Source organism: Vibrio kyushuensis (assembly GCF_050337325.1).
In the GTDB taxonomy this organism is placed as follows: domain Bacteria; phylum Pseudomonadota; class Gammaproteobacteria; order Enterobacterales; family Vibrionaceae; genus Vibrio; species Vibrio kyushuensis.
On record NZ_JAKJSV010000004.1, the window covers coordinates 155,413 to 174,168 of the forward strand.

An 18,756-nucleotide genomic window follows, 5' to 3' on the forward strand; every position below is an offset into this window, starting at 1 on the left:
ATGTAAAATGCATGAGTCATGCAGAATCAGCATGTTCATTACGCGATTTGTATGTACTTATATTAATGTTTCACTTTCCATGGGGTTACAAACTTGATTGACTTTCGAACTGCCCTGAGTGTGATGTCTAAATCATCACCATATGCTGTGTCTACAGAGAAAGACTCAAACTCTGAATTAGATAAATATAAAGACTATTTGTATATAAATACCCCTTTAGAAATGGATTTTGAGTCAGCTCTAGATGACTTATTAAACTCAGGAAAAAAAATCCTTTTCTTATGCGGGAGTAGTGGTGATGGTAAGTCTGAGATAATGACTCGATACAGCCAGAATGAAAAGTATTCGCGTAGTATAAGCTTTCATTTAGATGCTACACATAGCTTTGACCCAAAACTTGATGCTATAGCTACACTAAATAATAGATTCTCAGAATATAAAGCAGAAAACAGTTCGTTAGTTGTTGGTATTAACCTAGGTATGATGGCTAACTTTGCAAAAAATTCGGAAAATGAGCATGACGATATAAAAGCAGCTATGCTTCAGCATCTTGAAAAAAGCATTGATTCAGACGATATAAACTTTCTAAGCTTTGAAAATAAAAAGTACTCTAAGTTTTGTTTCAAAAATGGTCAGCCTAGTTCTGATTTTGCCAGTTCATTCATGCAGAAACTAACACAAAAAACAACATCTGAGGTTACAAACCCATTCTGGGATTTGATGATTGAATCTGAGGTAATTAGTAAAGATGAAGTTGTTGTAGCTAACTTTAAGTTGTTGGCGATTGAATCAATTCAAAACTCAATCATTGAGCTGTTATTAAAAGGTAGATTAGTAAAAGATCAGTTTGTGACTGCTCGTTCATTCTTAGACTTTATCCATATTCTATTGGTGAGAAAAGGGTACCTTTTTGACAATCTGTTTTTAACTAGAAATAACGAATTGTCGGAGCGGTTAATCAGTTTTGATCCTGCATTAATTAGATCTGAAAAGATTGATAGGTTCATTCTATCACTCAAGCTGAAGATCGAAGATCCCGCATTTTATGAGTTCAATGAAGAACTGAAAAAAGAGGGCGTTATAGGTTTAAAGGAACCAAGTTCGTATCTAAGGCTGTTCTATATTCTACAAAATTCAGATTTTGCAAATAATTATCATCAAGATTATCGTCCTGAATTTAAAAATACCTTGTTACAAGACTATGCCAAAGTGCTGCTTGCCCATCAAAATTATACTGGTGAAGACGACGAGGCTGAAACAAATACACTTAATGATTTTTATAGACACACCTTATTTTCTGCCTTATGGCGTTATATAAACCGGAGTGCTCCACAACTTAAGAAGAAACAGTACCTTATCTCAAAAGAAAACTCTGTTTTATTCGCAACAGAACTAAAGCTGCTTGTTGATTGGGGACTTATCATTGAATATGACTCTGAAAGCTTAATGTCTTTTAACGCGTTAATAAAAGTTAACCGCCGTCCAATTCAGCCTGCCTTACCCGTAAATATAAATCTATTTGAACTGCTTCATAGACTAAATTCAGGCTATCGACCAAATAAATATGATAAAAGTTGCGTTTTACTGCTTGACGAATTGGTTGAGCAAATAAGAGTTGAAATGGCTAAGTCAGATACATTGATAATTGTAGATGGTGTATCAACCTATGATGCTGAGCGAGATGGTAGTTTAATAGAAATAGTGGAGCGTTAATAAATGAATTCAATTATTAACATTAGTAATCTTAAGAAAGAGATAGGCGATAATATTCCTAGTGAATATCTACCTGTAAAAACCAATTATAATGAATGTAATTGGGATATGGTCGCAGGGTACTTCATTAGCTTTGCATATGGTTTAGAATTGAAAAATTACTCTAAACAAGAATTTGAAGCTGATTGTTATGATGTATTTAAAAGTAAACAAGTTTCAGATAAACATTTTCAAGCTATCCATAGAGCATATTTTGAGGAAGGAAACTATCTTAAGTTAGGGCCAAGCTGCCTTTTATTACATACACAGACTGATGAATCAATAAATAGTAAGGTGTATAGTGCTAGTAAGAAAGTGGCCATTTCTTTGTTAACTTTATTCGGCAGGGAAAGCTTAACCATACCAAATAAAGAAAGTGATCATTTCATTAGTGAAATCATAACTTCAACACTTAAGAATAAACTACAAAAAAGCAAAATAGATAATAAAGCTTCTACGTACCTTCCTTTTTTACAAGAAAAATTTTTACATGACTTTAAGTTTTTAGCCAGTAAACCTGCATATATGTTAGAACATATTGCGAGCTTTTTAGCATTATACAATTTCCTACATATATCTCAGTTGGCATTGAACTTAGCCGACTGGAAGTGTGGTGCCCCAAAAAGCAAGCAACTGTATTTTGTTATTGAAACAGAAAAAGTAAGTGCAGAGAGAACAAAAGTGAAAGAAAGGGGCTGGAATCTATTTCATTCATCTTGCCAAAACTTGTTTCCTATTTTATCAACTCTAGGACTACTTCAACAAGAGGGCTCTAGTGCACCTCTGTGGAGGATTTATGGTGAATTAAATGAAGCAGAAGATCAATGTGAATATATTAATAGTATAAATGATTACTGCAAGAGATTTATTGAAGCTAGAAATTTGAAAAAAGAGTTTAACCAAGCAGCAAGTATTGAAGACTCAATTACACAACTATTTGATCTAGCAATAGCACAATTTAATAAAATTTTTGCTGACTCATCAGCCACACGATACCAAGCAAATAGTAAGGTTACAAATGCTTTGAAAGAGCATACAGCGAAAGGTATTGTTAAGCCAATTGGTCGAGTCGGTAATACGCTGGTGCTTACGCAAGATAACTTATTACTTTTAACTAATGTGGTAATAGGGGATAAGCAAAAATTACGGCTAAACGACCTGATTGAAGAGTTCAGATTACGTGGGATATATTTCGATGAGACAAGTGAAGAGTGGTTAGTCGGTTTTTACGAACGTATAGGTAATGTTGAAAGAATGAGTGATAGTGGAGATGACTTATATGTCCGACAAACAGTTTAGTAAGTTTGAAAAATTTATTGTGTCTGAGTTAATTAACTGGGCGCCTAGTAATATTAAGCAAGGGTTTAGATACCAATTTAAATCTCCTGATAATAAAAATAGAGAAAGCCTATTTTCAGCGTTGCTAGATATTAGTAATGACAAAACCGTAAAGTTTGAAACTCAAACCAAAGATGTTGTTGAACTACCATTTATTGAAGTTGATGAATTAAAGTTAATTCCATTATTGCAATCCGATTCTGAAAAAGGCTTCACTCAAGATTTTATATCGTTTTTAAGAGATGAAATAGGTAGGACTGACAGTTCATTATACTCATTCTCACTTTTAATTATCCATAATAGTAAGTTAGACACCATAGAAAACAGCTCTCTTAATTTAGATGATTCTGAGTGTGTTTGGAGCCATGAGAGTATTAAAAATGCTTTAGACTCATTAATAGATTTAAAAGATCAAGGTAAGGAGATTTCAAAAGTTCTTTTAGATTATCAATGCGACACTATTATAAATGGTAAAGGAACACTATTTGGCTTTAAGGAGCTATATAGTGCTATAGATGATGGTGACTTGAAATTTGACGAATTATTTTTGTTGGATGACCCCCATATTCATGACTATGAAAGCAACCCAAAGCAGCAGCGTAAGAGACTTGATCAAAACCGGGAACTTTACGAATCCATTGAATATGAGATAAATGAAAACCCAGGAATACTAGAAGAACGACTTTCTAATAAATTCAGTTCTAAGTTTATTAAAGCAAAGTTTCCAAAAGGAAACCAAGATATATGGAAAAATTATCCCATTACAGACTACTGGGATGAAATAAAAAGGAATCAAAAACAAACATTAGAGTTAGATAAAATAGTTTGTAACTCTTCCACTTTTGAAGATAAGACGAAAGGAAGCTCCAAGGCGCAACAACGAGAATGGCACATCCTACTGGAAGCTCCAACTGATTTAGATTGTGTTGAAGTAGAAATGTTATGGAATGGTGGGGATCTAGAAAACTCACATTTAACCACACCTAACCGATTATTGCCTGATGGTAGTGAGTTTAAAGTTGTTTCTAAAGGAAGTAAAAAAAGTAAAACAAAATTATCAGTTCCTTTTGATGGTAAACCTATTTTCTTTACTGTTGGAACTGGAAACAGAGAAAAAGGCAGTGACAAATATACATTACACTTTTTGATTTTACGTGAAGGCCAATTTAATACGAAGGCTATACAGAATACATTTTTATTACATCCTAAAAAGAAGCTGGTTCGATTACTAACTAATGAATGCGTACTAGCTGTAAACCCGGCCGCGTATACAACGGTAGAGTTGAATGAACTGAATCAACAGATAAAATGGAATGACGTTAAATCTATTGATTTTAAATCCCTTTCTGATAGGTCAAATGATATTGAGTTTTCGATTGTAAACGGTGAAAATAGGCTTGATTTTCATGTTGAAGGGGAAACCGCGGATTCTAAGTTGTCATTACCTCTGATATTCGATAGTGAGCGAGCAAATTCAATTTTAAATGATCAATATTTTGGGCAGTTCAACCGAGATAAAGACAAAGTAATTATTGATAATAAAGAAGTACAACTAGTAAGTAATCGCCGAAACTTGATGAGGCTTGAAGCTATATTCATTGACGAAATGGTTGTTGGTATTGATGAAGTAACAGGTAAAAAGATAGAATTAGATGAATTGGAAACGGTAGATGATGATCTTTATCAATCATATTGTTTACTTTTTGAGTATTGTAAGGCACGTAACTCGGTACCATCGATAATATCGTGGGGTCAAGAATTTAGGGAAATAGTGTCTAAACTGATTAACAGCTATATCTTATTATTAGAGCAGGCTGAAATTGATAAAGTTGTTTCTAAGAAGCTCAAATTAGCTCTAAGTATAGGCCTAGTTAAGAAAGAAGATAGTGAACTTATTTCACCATTTCACCCTATTGTTCTGTCATATTATTTGTCTCTTACTGAACAGTTTGAAAATGATTTGATTGCGTCTAAAAGTAATAGATCTGAAGCTAGTTTTAAGTTCTTACCGAAAGTAACAGTTGATAGGTTAAACCCAAGAGGTTTGATCCCTTATTTATTTGACAAGAATGATCAATTTTCACATGTTAATGTTTGCAAAGAAAACTCATTTTGGCTTGAGGCTATACCACATGAACAAAGCCAGTATGATTTTGTAACCAAACTTGTAAAAGAAAAAATAATTGAGTTTCAAACAGCGTTTCCTGATCTATTTAAAAGTAATGAACAATGTAAGTTGGTACTAAACTCAGTTAACCAAGGCAGTTGTCATGAGCTGTTTTTAGGAATTGTTTCCTATTACAAAGAGAATTTGGATAAGAGCTCATTTGTACACGTTAATGTTTACGATAATGATCTTCTACTGAACTCATTTGATCAATTTGCAGAAGCAAATAACAGTGAAGAACTAAAGGTATTTTTAGAGCTAACAGCCAAAAAATACAAAGATAATGCAGATAGTATTATTGAATTACTTCGTACGCGATTAACTTATAGCAAATTTAAAACTTCAGATGTCATTCAATACGAATACGCGCATATTTCATTCTTTTATAATGACGAAAAAGTTGATTGTATTCGAGTCAATATGGACTCAAAACCAAGTGGTATTGCAGCAGATGGACTTATAGGAGGGGAGGCATCTGAAAGTCAAAGTGGAAGTTATCACACAGCATTTGGTCTAAGTAATATCGATTACAAAAGTAACCTTCATTTGCATACTGCCATGCTATTTGGATCACTAATTAGACCAGCAAGGGAAGAAAATACACCGTATTCAGGGAAAGATGCACTTGCTCTCGCGGTTAATGAAAACTTTAAAAATCTGCTGAACCAGACTTGTGACTCATCAATTTGGACCACTGTTATTGACCCCAAAGTAACCTTAGAGTTCTTCGGGACGCAAGACAAAGTTCTGATCCATTATTCTGACCAATACACCTCTTCGGCTGGTTTTGATGCGATCACAGTAAGTCGACAGAAAGACCTTTTTACGAGAGTGCTTGAACTGGGAGAAGGCACGAAAATAAGTGACTTCAACTCATTTAATGGAGATTGGCTATTAAAAATGCTTACCTCTTCGGATACATCTAAGTTAGGTATGGAAGGAGAGATCGGAGCATATAAATTAGTAACAGCATTATTGAATACTCCAGATACTGTGTGGCTCCCTCTTTCCGTCGGTGAGATGGTTCGTGTTTCAGGGAATATAGGTTTAAAAATATTAGATAGTGATTTATCAGCTGCCAATGCCGGACATAAAGGAAAAATGTCTGATGATGTATTGATGGTTGGAATTAAAGGCCAAACGATATGTATTTTACCTGTGGAAGTCAAAACAGGAAGCACACCAGATTATAAGGCTGCAAAAGAACAGGTTACTAATCTAAGAAATCACCTAAAGAAGCAACTAGGGCCTAGAAATCTAAAAGGCAAACTCAATCGCGCTTTGTTTTTTAGGCAATTACTAGTTCAAATTGAAAAATACAAGCTTTACAGCGTGTTTCCAGATAGTTATTTCTCAGAAATCTTAGCGGCCAAAACAGAATGGTTACGAGGTGAGTACCATGTCGAAGATGATGATCGCTTTCCTATAGGTATCATTGTTAGCCATTTAAATAGCGATTGTATATTTGAACCTGATGCTAATGAAGAAAATGATATCGTAAAGATTGACTTACCAATCGCACTTTTACCAACCTTAGTACAAGGTGATCTTAAGGAATTCTTAGTTGGCGAAGGATTACCTGCAAAGTTTAACTTTCCATACTTTTCTAATTTAATTGCAAATAAAGCTTCGACCACCGATTTAACTACTGTAGCTATGGAACCCAAGATCATAGCTAATAAAGCAGTTGAAGCAGTTGAAGCAGTTGAGCTAGAAGTGATGAGTGTGAATTCTGAATCATCAGGGACTACAACTGGTTCAGAAGGATTGAAAGTGTTGATTGGTCATGACGTGTTAACTGAGCGAGAGCTGCACTGGGAACCAACCAATACAGCCAAATTCATGAATACCAACTCAGGTATTATCGGTACTATGGGCACCGGTAAAACGCAGTGTACGAAATCGGTAGTGACACAGCTTTATCGTGACCAACATAAGAATGTAGATGGAAGTCCAATTGGAATTTTGATTTTTGATTACAAGTCAGACTATGTGGATGATAAGTTTATGAGCGCAACTAATGCGCAGAAATTTGATTTGGATTGCTTACCCTATAACCCATTAAGCTTGTTTGGGGATAAGGCAAAGCTACCCGTACATACTGCGAGTGCATTTGCTAACACGATGACACAAGCATTCGGATTAGGGCCAAAGCAACAAATGCGGTTGAAAAATTTAGTTCTTGATGCTTATGAACTTAAAGGAATAGATCGTTCTAATAAAAACACATGGTCAATTCCGGCACCCACATTAAGTGATGTGTGGGATGTGTATATGGATCAAGAAAAAGTCGAGCAGGACTCTTTATACGCAGCACTGGATAGCCTTGTGTCTTTTGAAATTTTTGAACCTGACGCTAGTAAAGTGAAAAGCTTGTATGATTTGGTTGAAGGTGTGACGGTAATTGAACTTGCTGGGTACGACTCCAGTATTCAAAATTTGATAGTCGCGCTTACTTTAGACTTGTTCTATGCACAAATGCAGAAGAGTGGAAAACCTGAAGTGCAGGGAGATTTCCGCCAAGTGACCAAGCTGGTGCTGGTGGATGAAGCAGATAACTTTATGTCTCAGAACTTCCCTAGTTTACGCAAAATCTTAAAAGAGGGACGTGAATACGGGGTGGGCGTGATTCTATCAACGCAAGATATTACTCACTTTAAAACCAGTGAGAACGACTATTCAACATATGTTTTAAGTTGGATTGTGCATCGTGTTTCACAGATAAAAAATCAGGATATTAAGTCTATTTTTAATAAAGATGATAAGCACGAACAAGACAATTTAATGAAGTCTATCCGTGAGTTAGAGAAGCATTACAGCTTATATGTGGATGGCGATAAGAAGATAACTAAAATCAAAGATAAGGCGTTTTGGGAGCTATTACAGTAAGAGCATGTTTTAAAACGCCCTTTAAGGGCGTTTTAATCTCTTTGGTATGAATGTATAATCACATGGATATCAAGGCCGGATGTTTGTGGTGGAACTATTAGATAACTTTTCACTATTTCATGGTGGCAATGTGTTTCTCTGCGAGCTCCGCATAAACCCCTAATGTTGCTGTTTGTTTTATCTGAAGATCAGAAAGGTGTGATTACCTTTAATATTGAGCTAAAAGTATTAGTATCCCCAGCTACAATGGGAGGAAGTATGGTTGTACGATCGATTTGGGGTTACGAGAGCAAGCCAATTGGTTTCCCGAGGGCTTTTTCCTGGTACATATGTTATAGGTGTTGGGCAGGCATGTGAGAGAGGCTTTTAAAATTTTATTAATTAGAGTGTTGATGTGTATTTTGTATTCAAAAAAACAACTAAAAATGGAAAAGTTGTTTGTTATGCTTTAACGAAATGAATAAGGTTTCTTGTAAGTGTTAAGTATATTCTGTAATTTGGCTGGGATTTAAAATGAATAATGAAGTGGTTTGTTATTGGAAAAGATTAAGGAGGAATATAAAAAATGTGCCTAGGAAATCAATTGAAAATCCAAAGTTTGTATTTTCTTTTTTTATCATAATGGTAATATCAAGTGCTGGAGTTTGGGTTCCATGGGCATTTAATTTAGAACTTTCTTCTGTATGTAATGTGAATAATGAAGAATTGGTTTTAGAATATGATAATTTTTTGAAAAAGGAAAAAATTGACGTAGGACCATATAGAGCTGTTTTATTTGAAAAAACAGATTTAACTTCAGTAGATGTGAGTCAATTAAAATTATCAATTATTTCCGCTTGCGATTATATTGGCTCTCTACCAGTGACATTATTTCAAGGGTTTGCTGTTTTTATGTTTAACTTAGGTATATTAGGAGGCATTGCTTTCGATTTCTTCATGACTCAAGGACCAAAGAAATATGAAAGGAATGACCTTACTCAAGATAAGTTGAATGAAGAAAGAGTGAATGATTTTGCAGGATTTTCTGCTTGGATTATTGCATTTATTCTTTCATTTTATGGCCTGATTTCGCCGACTAGCTTCAGCCTTTTAAGTTTATTAGGGGCGTTAATATCAGTAAGCTTATGGATATGCGTAAATCATAATAAAGCAGAATTCAAACAACCCAAAGCAAACCCAGGAAATATTGTTGCTGAAAGTGATAATACCAAGCCACTTGCCGGAGGAGGACTTAAATAATGAAACCTCATGTTTTTAAAGCGATAAAAGTAAAGCAGCCCTTCTCTGATTATTATATTTGTAAGATACCATCTGATGTTTTAAGGACTATCAGTTACACTTTAAAAGCTGTTAATAATGATGGAGAAGTTCAAGGGGTTCAAAGAACCTTAAACTCCAAGCGCTTGCAAGAGATAGCCCAGTTTATTGATAGCGATTCTGGAGCATTTCCAAACCCTATTATATTAGGTGCTAATTTCAAAGAATCAGGTCGCTATGCTGATGAAGGTAGTAAAATAGAATTTAGGTCAATTGATGATACTGATGATATATATGAAGTTGTAATTCCTCAAAACTCACAGTTGATGTCTATAATTGATGGGCAGCATCGACTGTTTGCATTTGACCAAGCAGATACTTCAATGGATTTATCATGTTCAATATATGAGGATCTAGCTACGCCATATCAAGCTTTTCTCTTTTCTACGATTAACTATAATCAAGGGAAAGTTGACAAAAGCCTAGCATATCAATTGTTTGGTTATGAAATAGACAGCATAGACCCTATCGAATGGCCACCGGAAACTTTAGCTGTATATTTTGTTCGTGAATTAAATAAAGAAGAGCCTCTATTAAACAGGGTTAAGTACCGCACCGCTGATGAGAAAAATCTGACAAAGCGCGAACGCGAAGCTCTACCTCCTTGGCGATTTTCTACATCTTCGATTGTTGAAGCAATTCTTTCACTTATTAGCCATAATCCCAAGGAAGATAGGTATTTAATGAATACGAAGCAAAGGGCTGATGAAAACGGTATTGTTGGACGAAGCGTTTTGCATAGCGATAGTAGATACCCATTAAGGGATTTGTATATATCTGGAAATGACAAAGCCATCAGTGATGTTTTAAGTTTGGCGTTGAATGCAACTAATGATATTTTTTGGAAGGAAGTTGACGACAATAACTTCCTAAAGAAAACAGTTGGGGTTGCTTGTATGTTTAAGTATTTAAAGGCTGTTTTAATAAAAGAAGGTGTATCATTAGATACAATGGAAAATAAATTTCCTAAGTATTTAGAAAACATAAAACATCACGAAGACTTTAGTGATACGACCTTATATACATCAACGACTAAAGCAATGAACATTGCATATGAACGAATGTTAGAACTGTCAGGCTTGAAATAAATGGGACTCTTCAGCTTCCCTTTACGAGTAATCGCGAAGGGAAGCTGAAAACCTATAACATCGTTGAAATAAGAGCAACTGACTTGCAGTTGCGAACTGATGCTATTCCATCCTCAACATGTGCGGCCCAAGCTTGCTGATACTCCTTAAGTTCAAGCTTCGGGTAGTACACCTTCAAAACTAGCTCTGTAACATCACTGGTTTCACCCAGCCAAGTGTATTTATCTAGTACCAACGAACCGTCTAGTTTTGCTTCTACTCCTTGGTATCGAAAATCACTTTCTATAGAGCGAAAGAAGGCGATGCGCGCCGATACGTTAGGAGTAATCCCGGTATAGCTTTTTAACTTCTTAAGCTGCTCTTCCGTAGTGCGAGTCAAGTTCATGCGATTAGGTAGCATTATACAGTCTCCTTAGTTGGCTCTTTCCAGAAGTAACCTTGTTTTAGTGATGAAGACTTGGTTGTGCCATCAAAGCAGATTTCGTAAGTACGAGCGATATCATCTTGAATCATGCTAGTGTAGTTCTTATCAATCTCGGTATCTGTCGACAATATAACCACTTGGTGACTTGCGGTAGGGAAGTAGTTTTCTACTAGTTTATCTCTATGGTGTGAATCCAAACGTCCAAGAGGAGTATCGATAATAATTGGCAATTTACGGCCTGATGTTTTACCTAGCGCTTCAAGGATTGAAATGGCGTAAATTTGCTTTTCACCAGCCGACATTGCTTTGCGGTTGATCTTAATACTATGCTCGTCGATTAATTCAACATCAAATGTTGCTGGGTTAATGGTTGCTGAAATTTTTAGATCTTCTTTACGGGCAAGCTTCTTATATGAAGCAACAAATTCAGACTCAAGCTGCTTTACGCGAGCTTTAGTTAGCTGATCTGCGAACCTGTCTAGAAGTAACATCGCATTTTGGGCATTAGCGACGCTGCTGTCTTTATTAGCCTGATCTTTATTTTTGTCGTGAAGTTTTTGAATCTTCCTTGCTGTCTCAAGAGCAACGCGAAGTTCACGTTTCGCATTTTCTAATAAGTCATGATACTTAATAATCAGCTTTTCTTTCTTCTTATCAAGCTCTCGTACATCAGAAAATAGGCCTTGGACCTGCTCTTGCTCTGGTGCACGTGCAATGTTGTTGGATGCATTATCAATGTCATCTTCAACTTGTTTTAAGCGAGTTCTAGCTTCATCAAACCGGCGGAGTGAGTCGGAGGATTGCTGGTTTACTTGATAGTCTATGGTGGCAGCCTGACGGTCAGATATATCAAGCAACAGACTTTGCTGAGAAATATCACCTAAATGGTCTGCGAGGCTATCTGTGATGGCTTCCATTGCAGCTGGAGCCGACCCACTTAGGTTGAAGGATAGTTTAGCTCGTAGCGTATCTAAGAATGAATCTAGTTCTTGGCCAAAGTTTTGTTTTTGTTTAACGCTTTGCTCTTTTTTGATCTTCTCAAGTAGTGAGAGCATTGTGTTCGGAGCAAGTGAAAACGGTAAGCTGGTTTCCATTTCCATGCGAATCTGTTTTTCTAGCTCGACTTTCTCTTTTAACAACTCATCAACTTTTAGTGTTTCAGCTTCTCTGGTTTTTGCCCATGCGCCGCCACTTTGTGAAAGCTTGTTTTCTAAGGTGAGAATATCATTTGAAGTGAGCTCTATTTGAGCATCAACGATATCTGCTTCTCCACGCAGCTTTTCAGAATTACGTTCATGCTCAATTCGCTTTGTATCGAGCGAATCCATTTCTTCTCGGATAGATTGAGTCAGTGTTGAAGAGCCTTGTTTCTTTAGGTAAATACCTAAATCACTTTTTAGCTTTCCGATAACATCTAGCCCTAGTAGGCGACGAACTGCAGTCTTTAAAACCTTCCCTGATTCATCTTCAGCCAAATCAGCGATTTTTTCACCATCAAAGAAGAAAAGATCAGCGATGCCAGTTGGTATTAATTCGTTAAGAAAACCTTGGCATTGTTCGTAATTCAATTCAGGAATCTGAATGCCATCTTTCTCTAAGCACAAGTTATCCTTCTTATCTTTTTTCCAACCACGGATAACTTTGTATGTGTTCTCTTCGCCATTTTGGCTGTATTTAAATTCTAGTTCAATCGAGGCATTATCTTGAACACCACCGTGACCAACACCTTTATGGATAAGCTCGCCGAGAGCTTCGATATACTCGCCATTAGATAGCAGCTGGCCAAATGATTGACGACCAAAAAGAGCCAGACGGACGGCGGTAAGGATAGAGGTTTTACCAGCGCCATTTAAGCCACCAAATAAAATGATTGGTCGCTCGGTCCCTTCAATTGCTCCGTTTAAACTGAGCCGTGCAGGTGCTGGGCGTAAATCTATTTCGTGGATACCACGAAACACTCGGAAGTTGTTTAACGTTAATTTAGTAATCAGCATAGTCTTACTTAAAACTCTTTTAGTAGCTGCTTATCGATATCAATCAATTGTTGATTGTAACGGTCAATTTCTTGCTGATGAATATCAAACGCTGCCTTACTTTGTAGTGAGGCATGTTTTTGTTTGATCTCTTCAAGGCTTCCCCAGTCTTGTTTCAGTAGTGAAGCAATTTTATTGCTGATTCCACTACGTCGACTTAGTCCTTCCATTGATACTTCAAGCTCAATGAGCTTCATTATCATTTCAGGTGCAATATCGAAATCTTCACTGAGCTCGTTGATGATTAAGGCATCGTCTTTGCCAAAGCTTGCATTGTCGTCATAAATCCAATCAAGGTCATAGCCGTAGACTTCATTGAAGATGGTAGGTAGAGAATCATCCCAATCTGGCTCGTTTGGATCGTGGATCCACTCTTGGCGGATAGCATGTAACTCTGGAACTGTTATAAGTTCTATTTCACGACCTTCAGATTTGTATTTCTTATCGAGCTCTAATAATTCACGCAACCACTGGCGACGATATTTTAGCCAGTAAGGGCCGGGAATAAATCGGATTAAGTGCCAAGCCATCTCTGTAGGGTTAGGATGAGCAGGGGTACTCTTAACTAACTGATATGAGTAATGTTCAAGTAAGTGGCCATCTTGATATAACCGCACTTGGCTCTCATCTTCAGACACTTCAAGGTGTTGCTCTTCGCCTAGAGTAATGCTGCTTTTTACATCTTCAAGAGTTTTTAGCTCGCTGCCTTTATAGGATGCTTGGTTTGTAACTTTCCCGGTGCGGCGCTTAAAGTTTCTGTATTCATCTTTATTTTTTGGAATACCCGTCTCAGCGAGCATATCTCTGAATTCTAATAAAGGCGACATCCAAGATTCACCGTTTTGGATCAAACTTTCCATAGCGCGGTCTTTAGTTACCACAGTACATGTCCAGCATCCAAAACGAGAATTACCACAAGAAGGGGTGGTTTCATCAATAACCATTGGGCATTCACCTTGCCCTGAAGAATCTTTATAAAGATTCCAAAGAACTAAGTTCTTACCTCCCCAAGGATTTTCCCATTCGAGATCGTACCGGTTACTCCAAATGTTTTTGATTCCAAAGGGAGTTTTTTCGGTTTTTAGGTGACAGAGTCGTAAGATTTTCCAAACATCATCAACACCCCAGGTATCAATCGGTGTGAAGATGAAAGCATTAGAAAGCGTCGTGTGGCGAGCCAGACGAGATCCGTCAATTTTATGTTTTGCAATCACTTGAGCACGAGAAGCACTTTCATCGCTACGCGAACCTAAAACCACGATAACCTCATCAAATTGAGAAACTTTAGACTTGATGAAATCACTTACGGGGTTTATTTTCATTCTCTCAGTACACCAGCGGAAAGAACGTGTTGGGGCAGGGTAACCTTTACCTAATAGACTCGACCAAAATGTCTGATCTGATTCAGGTACAACTTTATGGCAAGTAATCGGTAAATTATCGCGCTTTGCACCTTTGCTTATTGCATCCAATGAATTGTTTATGTGGTTAACAACAACGGGTGTTTCAACCAGAGTATCAGAGGTAACGACAAAGACTTGTTTTGTGCGGTCTTTCTCTTCAAGCCCAAGGAGTGCCATATAAACAAGACTCATAATTGCTGAGGAGTCTTTTCCCCCACTGTAACCTATGACCCATGGTCTTTTGTCTGCGCAATAGACGCGTTGTACATCTGCAATGTAATGACTTAATTTGTTGTTCGAGAAATCTTCAGAATTTATGAATTCTTGATATTCGTCGGCGAGATCTTCCGCCAGTTGTAGCTCATGTATCATGATAATTGCTTCTCTAGAGCTTTTTCTTCTGGGGTTAGTGGCAACCCAAGTTCAATTTTTAATGCGTTGGCGGTTAGCTGAATATTCATAGTCGACTTACTCAGTTTACCGAGATTCATGCTGCGCTTCATCCATTCAGGGTTGGTTTTTAGCCAGTTAACTTCTGCCAATTTTTGCAGTTTTTTCTTCCAGTTTTTAGGTTCTTGGCATAATAGGTGTTTACCTAATACACCAATTGCATGCAAACCAACACCGTGTGCATGGATGTATTCTTGGCGCAGTTGAGCGGGTGATACTTCTTTACTTATCACCAGCTGCCAGTCTTTGATGTGGAGTGTAACTTCTTCCCAAAATTCAGCTGCGAGCTTTTTCTCTTCTTCAGTAAAGCCTTCTTTTGTGCCCTTACTTAAAAGAGCACGAGTTGACTGTTTAATACTACTAAGCGTGAAAAGCTTGTTGGATTTAGGGCTGATATTCGATTTTTCCATTTCAGTTAAACCAACAAACGGTTTAACGCTTTTTGCTAGCTCTCTTGCTAACTCTGAGCTTTCATCACGGTGATCGTATAAAGTGCCTAATGATGGGCTCGGTTTAACTGCGTATTTGTTTAGGTCAGCGAACATTTGTTGACTGCGACCCAAGCCTTCATCTATGAAGAAAAGAACGGGAATATTGTCTTGTCCCAAGTCTGGATTTTCTCTTAGAGCTTCTTCAATAGCTTTACGTCGGTGCTGTCCGTCGTTAATCAAGATCTGAGCATCCATAGGAATCTTCAGTATTCCTAGATTTGGTGCCGCTTCATGGTCGTCAAACGAGATATCAACTCCTACAGATGCAGTTAGAGCTGAGAATACATATTCTTTTGGGTTATCTAGTAAGTACTTAACCATTTCAGGAATACGAGTTTTATTAAGAGTTCTTTGCGCTCTTAGCTCTGGCGGAACATCATCTTCGTTATAGCTGAAAATCTTAGGGATGATACGCAATGGACAAGTCGCAATGTAAAATGGGCGTCCAGCTTGAATGCCTCTTACTGCTGGAAATGAATAGCAGTATCCAGAGTCTTGATTTTGCATAACGCACCTTATTAGTTTGTTAAGTTAATATGACATAATTTTAGTTGGTATGTCATATTTATCAAATTCGGTATGTCATAAATGACAAACTATAATGCTTGGTATGCTATGTGTGAGCTGGAGATTGCTGATTACTACATAGGTATGCCAAATTAAGCTGGCTATTTTACACAAAGCTATTAGTAATATCTATCGTTAGCTAAGCAAAAATCGGTGTGGTTTTCAGTCGCTATCAGGTCCTTGAAATTCACTTATGGCTATAAGTGATTCAATGGTTGATGGAAGCGAATTTCTAGTTCATCTGACTGGCTGGATATAGACTAGTCACTACTGATGATTTTATAGCCTTTTACCTTCTTACTCTCTTTCCTAAGCAACACATGGTACTCCATTGCTGTAAGTAGGCTTTCTTTTCCTGAATCGTACTCAAGGAGTTTGGCCAGTCGTTTATCAAAGCTTTGCTGCTTTTTGAATTCTTCATTTTCATCTGGAATATAAAGACTTTTATTGAGCAGAGGTGGTCTGCGACTTTCATTTACATAATCGAAGAAATCGATGTCCTGATCGGCCATCTTGATTTTGATTCGCTCAACTAAAAAGGGTACAGACTTTTCAAAATCATCATAAGCGGTCAGAGTGAGCTTTCCTGATGTGATGTGTATTTTGATTAAATCTATTTCTTCATCTAGCTCACCATACATTTGCAGGCCAGAACCAACATAAACTCTGAGTAACAGTGGCAAGTCATCGATGTAGTCTTTATGGAAAACTAAGGAGTGACCTTCGTTCATTAAGCTAGCATCTAGTTGTTGATTGGCTTTCTGGCATTGCTGAAGGATGAGCTCTGTGTCGGCTATAGCAAATAATAAATCTGTAGCGAGGTTCAATGCTGTTTTGTACTCACCAAATAGTGCTTTGATATCTCTTTTGAGTGCTTCAGGTTGTTGTGTGTAAGGCTTGCGCTTTTCAAATAGGCCCATCGTGAAATACAGTAATAGATCTTCCTTACGGTTTTTCTCAGCCTGCTCAAACTCTTGGGTACTGTACATTTCTTGTAGCAAGCTAAACACTTTTTTATGTGAGCCAATCAGCTCACGTACAGCGTCCGAGTGCTCAAATTCATCATTAGCGGGAATACGCCCAAGCTCAAGGGTTTTGCTCCAAAAGCTATTAAAGAGGTCCTGGTGCTGAGTGATAAGTAACTTCGCTTTGTCTTTAGCTTCGATTGGCTCGGGAGAGGTGAGCTGATTCCACTTATGATGACGCTTGTATTTTTTTTGTAGGTATTGCTGTTCTTCTAGTTTGTCTTTGAAAACGTAAAAAATTCCAGGTGCGACGGTAATAGCGTCTTCTTGCAGACTTCTTTCTATGTACGCTTTTATTTCTGATTGAGCATAGTATTTTTGGAAGGTGTTACGCGAGGTGATCACCCCATCTTTATAGGGCTTGAATTGAGCAATGTAGTTTTCGTTAGCAAGCATGACGGAGACGACAAGAAACTTGTTTGCCAATTCCCAAGCGCCTAGTAGTGCTTCTAACCGCTCATCCTGATCTTCAATAACGTTAAGGACAAAACCAAGGTTAACAATGTCAGAATCAACCTTATCATTGTCTGGTTGAAAGTTTGGGTCCCATCCCAACGCATCGAGGCCATGAGCTTCGAGTTCTCTTAGATCATCTCCACGCCCACACCCATAATCGAAAATAGAATGTTCGCCTTCAAGGTAGCCATATTTCACAAGAGCTTTCATCGGCGCCGATAGTTCATGCCTCACAATTGCGGTCTTGTGCCTGTCGATACCATTTTCTTCTTTACAAATAACAGCAGAACTGCGAAATAAGCGTCCATCCACCAGCTCATACCCATGGTGACCAATTAAGTTCTCCCATGATCGTTTAAATCCAATCAGGCGGCTGTTCTCATAAAGCCCAGCATTCTCGCCTTCTTGTGTTAGGGAGATAAAATGTTCGTAATATTCACTACTCGGTAAAATCATGGTTTCTTTTCTATGTAGAATCGGTGGGTTTTCAGATTCTCCGTAGTCTGTGACTTTATGACTGAGTTTAGAAAGGTCGACGTTTAAACTCTGCTTTAAAGCAGGGTAAGAATCGGCATAGAAATCAGGGTAGTTCAGTAGGGATAGACGGAAATCTTTTTTGAATAGCTTTACGAGGTTCCAGTTGCTGTCATTTAAACTAACGGCTTTTGCGACAGCAGGGATGAATTGAGCGAGGACGTTTGGAAGAGCACTAAAGGCATCTCTATGAAGGTAAACTGCATCAGGCAGTTGTTTCCCCACTGTAATTTGTGCAACTAACTCTGCAAATAGTTCGCCGTTCATTCCTTGTCCTCTCTGATGTTTTTTCGATTATATGTCATCGAAGAAGGTCTGTGTGGCGTTACCTTTTGCACTTTTTGTATTGATGCGAACTCCATCGCTTCGAGTTTTTCGAATCAGTGCATATTTTGAATTATCAGATCCGATACTGATATGGATAGGTTTATCTTTACCATAGAAATACAGACGGTCGAACTCTAAGTTTTTACAGATAAATTGTGCCACTTCATCCATACGTTGCTCATAACCTTCAACATAAAAATCACACGCTGCACCATTACGTTTGCAAATACGATTACCACGTGAGTTGAGTTCCATTGATGCATGTTGGTCAATGTTGGGCGCCATATCACCTGGGCTATTTTTTAAAATCCACGTTAACAGAGAGTGGCTTGTATACCCGTAGGTTACCTGTATTTCTCCGAAAAATTGAGCGACAGGTTGCAACACGCTAGCGGCCAAAGATTGTAGTTCAATCTCAGAGCGTTCGTTCACAGCATTCGGTCCCGAATAAGAAGGGTGTCGAAATTGATACCAATCAACCACTTTTTCTCTCAT

General features: G+C 37.6%; 11 protein-coding genes and 1 pseudogene. 6 read left to right on the forward strand and 6 right to left on the reverse strand.

Annotated elements, in window-relative coordinates:
• Window positions 1-123: 123 nt before the first annotated feature.
• The 6 genes and pseudogenes from dptF (at window position 124) to L4D20_RS09930 (ending at window position 10,551) form a co-directional block, all read left to right on the forward strand.
• Window positions 124-1,713, forward strand: coding sequence for a DNA phosphorothioation-dependent restriction protein DptF (dptF, locus tag L4D20_RS09905; protein WP_428801414.1), 1,590 nt, complete (start codon window positions 124-126; stop codon window positions 1,711-1,713).
• 3 nt (window positions 1,714-1,716) lie between these two features.
• Window positions 1,717-3,051: a DNA phosphorothioation-dependent restriction protein DptG gene (gene dptG, locus L4D20_RS09910; protein ID WP_428801415.1), complete on the forward strand. Its 1,335-nt coding sequence runs from the start codon at window positions 1,717-1,719 to the stop codon at window positions 3,049-3,051.
• The gene (dptH, locus tag L4D20_RS09915; protein ID WP_428801416.1) at window positions 3,032-8,146 is read left to right on the forward strand and encodes a DNA phosphorothioation-dependent restriction protein DptH; all 5,115 of its coding nucleotides are present in this window, start codon (window positions 3,032-3,034) and stop codon (window positions 8,144-8,146) included. The genes dptG and dptH overlap by 20 nt, the downstream gene beginning before the upstream one ends.
• A gap of 192 nt (window positions 8,147-8,338) precedes the next feature.
• Window positions 8,339-8,458: pseudogene (locus tag L4D20_RS09920) on the forward strand (phosphorothioated DNA-binding restriction endonuclease); the annotation flags it as partial.
• A gap of 201 nt (window positions 8,459-8,659) precedes the next feature.
• On the forward strand, window positions 8,660-9,385 hold the full coding sequence (locus L4D20_RS09925) for a hypothetical protein (RefSeq protein ID WP_428801417.1): 726 nt from the start codon (window positions 8,660-8,662) through the stop codon (window positions 9,383-9,385).
• Window positions 9,385-10,551: a DGQHR domain-containing protein gene (locus L4D20_RS09930; protein ID WP_428801418.1), complete on the forward strand. Its 1,167-nt coding sequence runs from the start codon at window positions 9,385-9,387 to the stop codon at window positions 10,549-10,551. Before L4D20_RS09925 ends, L4D20_RS09930 begins: the two co-directional genes overlap by 1 nt.
• 52 nt (window positions 10,552-10,603) lie before the next feature.
• Here the strand turns inward: L4D20_RS09930 and dndE are convergent, their stop codons facing one another.
• From dndE to L4D20_RS09960, 6 genes are all read right to left on the reverse strand, one after another.
• Window positions 10,604-10,951 (reverse strand): DNA sulfur modification protein DndE, encoded by a 348-nt coding sequence (gene dndE / locus L4D20_RS09935; protein ID WP_428801419.1) that lies wholly within the window; start codon window positions 10,949-10,951, stop codon window positions 10,604-10,606.
• Window positions 10,951-12,969, reverse strand: a complete 2,019-nt coding sequence (gene dndD / locus L4D20_RS09940) for a DNA sulfur modification protein DndD (protein ID WP_428801420.1) — start codon at window positions 12,967-12,969, stop codon at window positions 10,951-10,953. Before dndD ends, dndE begins: the two co-directional genes overlap by 1 nt.
• 8 nt (window positions 12,970-12,977) lie before the next feature.
• A complete protein-coding gene (locus L4D20_RS09945) occupies window positions 12,978-14,783 on the reverse strand; it encodes a DNA phosphorothioation system sulfurtransferase DndC (protein WP_428801421.1) in 1,806 nt (601 codons plus the stop codon).
• Window positions 14,780-15,859: a DNA sulfur modification protein DndB gene (dndB, locus tag L4D20_RS09950; RefSeq protein WP_428801422.1), complete on the reverse strand. Its 1,080-nt coding sequence runs from the start codon at window positions 15,857-15,859 to the stop codon at window positions 14,780-14,782. Before dndB ends, L4D20_RS09945 begins: the two co-directional genes overlap by 4 nt.
• A gap of 320 nt (window positions 15,860-16,179) precedes the next feature.
• Window positions 16,180-18,201 carry a DNA phosphorothioation-associated putative methyltransferase gene (locus L4D20_RS09955; RefSeq protein WP_428801423.1) on the reverse strand — a complete coding sequence of 674 codons (2,022 nt, stop codon included), beginning with the start codon at window positions 18,199-18,201 and terminating at the stop codon, window positions 16,180-16,182.
• Window positions 18,202-18,228: 27 nt separating this feature from the next.
• The gene (locus L4D20_RS09960; protein WP_428801424.1) at window positions 18,229-18,756 is read right to left on the reverse strand and encodes a hypothetical protein; all 528 of its coding nucleotides are present in this window, start codon (window positions 18,754-18,756) and stop codon (window positions 18,229-18,231) included.

Coding starts and splice junctions, on each gene's coding strand:
- dptF (WP_428801414.1), top strand. CDS start 124: ATGTCTAAATCATCACCATATGCTGTGTCTACAGAGAAAGACTCAAAC.
- dptG (WP_428801415.1), top strand. CDS start 1,717: ATGAATTCAATTATTAACATTAGTAATCTTAAGAAAGAGATAGGCGAT.
- dptH (WP_428801416.1), top strand. CDS start 3,032: ATGTCCGACAAACAGTTTAGTAAGTTTGAAAAATTTATTGTGTCTGAG.
- L4D20_RS09925 (WP_428801417.1), top strand. CDS start 8,660: ATGAATAATGAAGTGGTTTGTTATTGGAAAAGATTAAGGAGGAATATA.
- L4D20_RS09930 (WP_428801418.1), top strand. CDS start 9,385: ATGAAACCTCATGTTTTTAAAGCGATAAAAGTAAAGCAGCCCTTCTCT.
- dndE (WP_428801419.1), bottom strand. CDS start 10,951: ATGCTACCTAATCGCATGAACTTGACTCGCACTACGGAAGAGCAGCTT.
- dndD (WP_428801420.1), bottom strand. CDS start 12,969: ATGCTGATTACTAAATTAACGTTAAACAACTTCCGAGTGTTTCGTGGT.
- L4D20_RS09945 (WP_428801421.1), bottom strand. CDS start 14,783: ATGATACATGAGCTACAACTGGCGGAAGATCTCGCCGACGAATATCAA.
- dndB (WP_428801422.1), bottom strand. CDS start 15,859: ATGCAAAATCAAGACTCTGGATACTGCTATTCATTTCCAGCAGTAAGA.
- L4D20_RS09955 (WP_428801423.1), bottom strand. CDS start 18,201: ATGAACGGCGAACTATTTGCAGAGTTAGTTGCACAAATTACAGTGGGG.
- L4D20_RS09960 (WP_428801424.1), bottom strand. CDS start 18,756: ATGAGAGAAAAAGTGGTTGATTGGTATCAATTTCGACACCCTTCTTAT.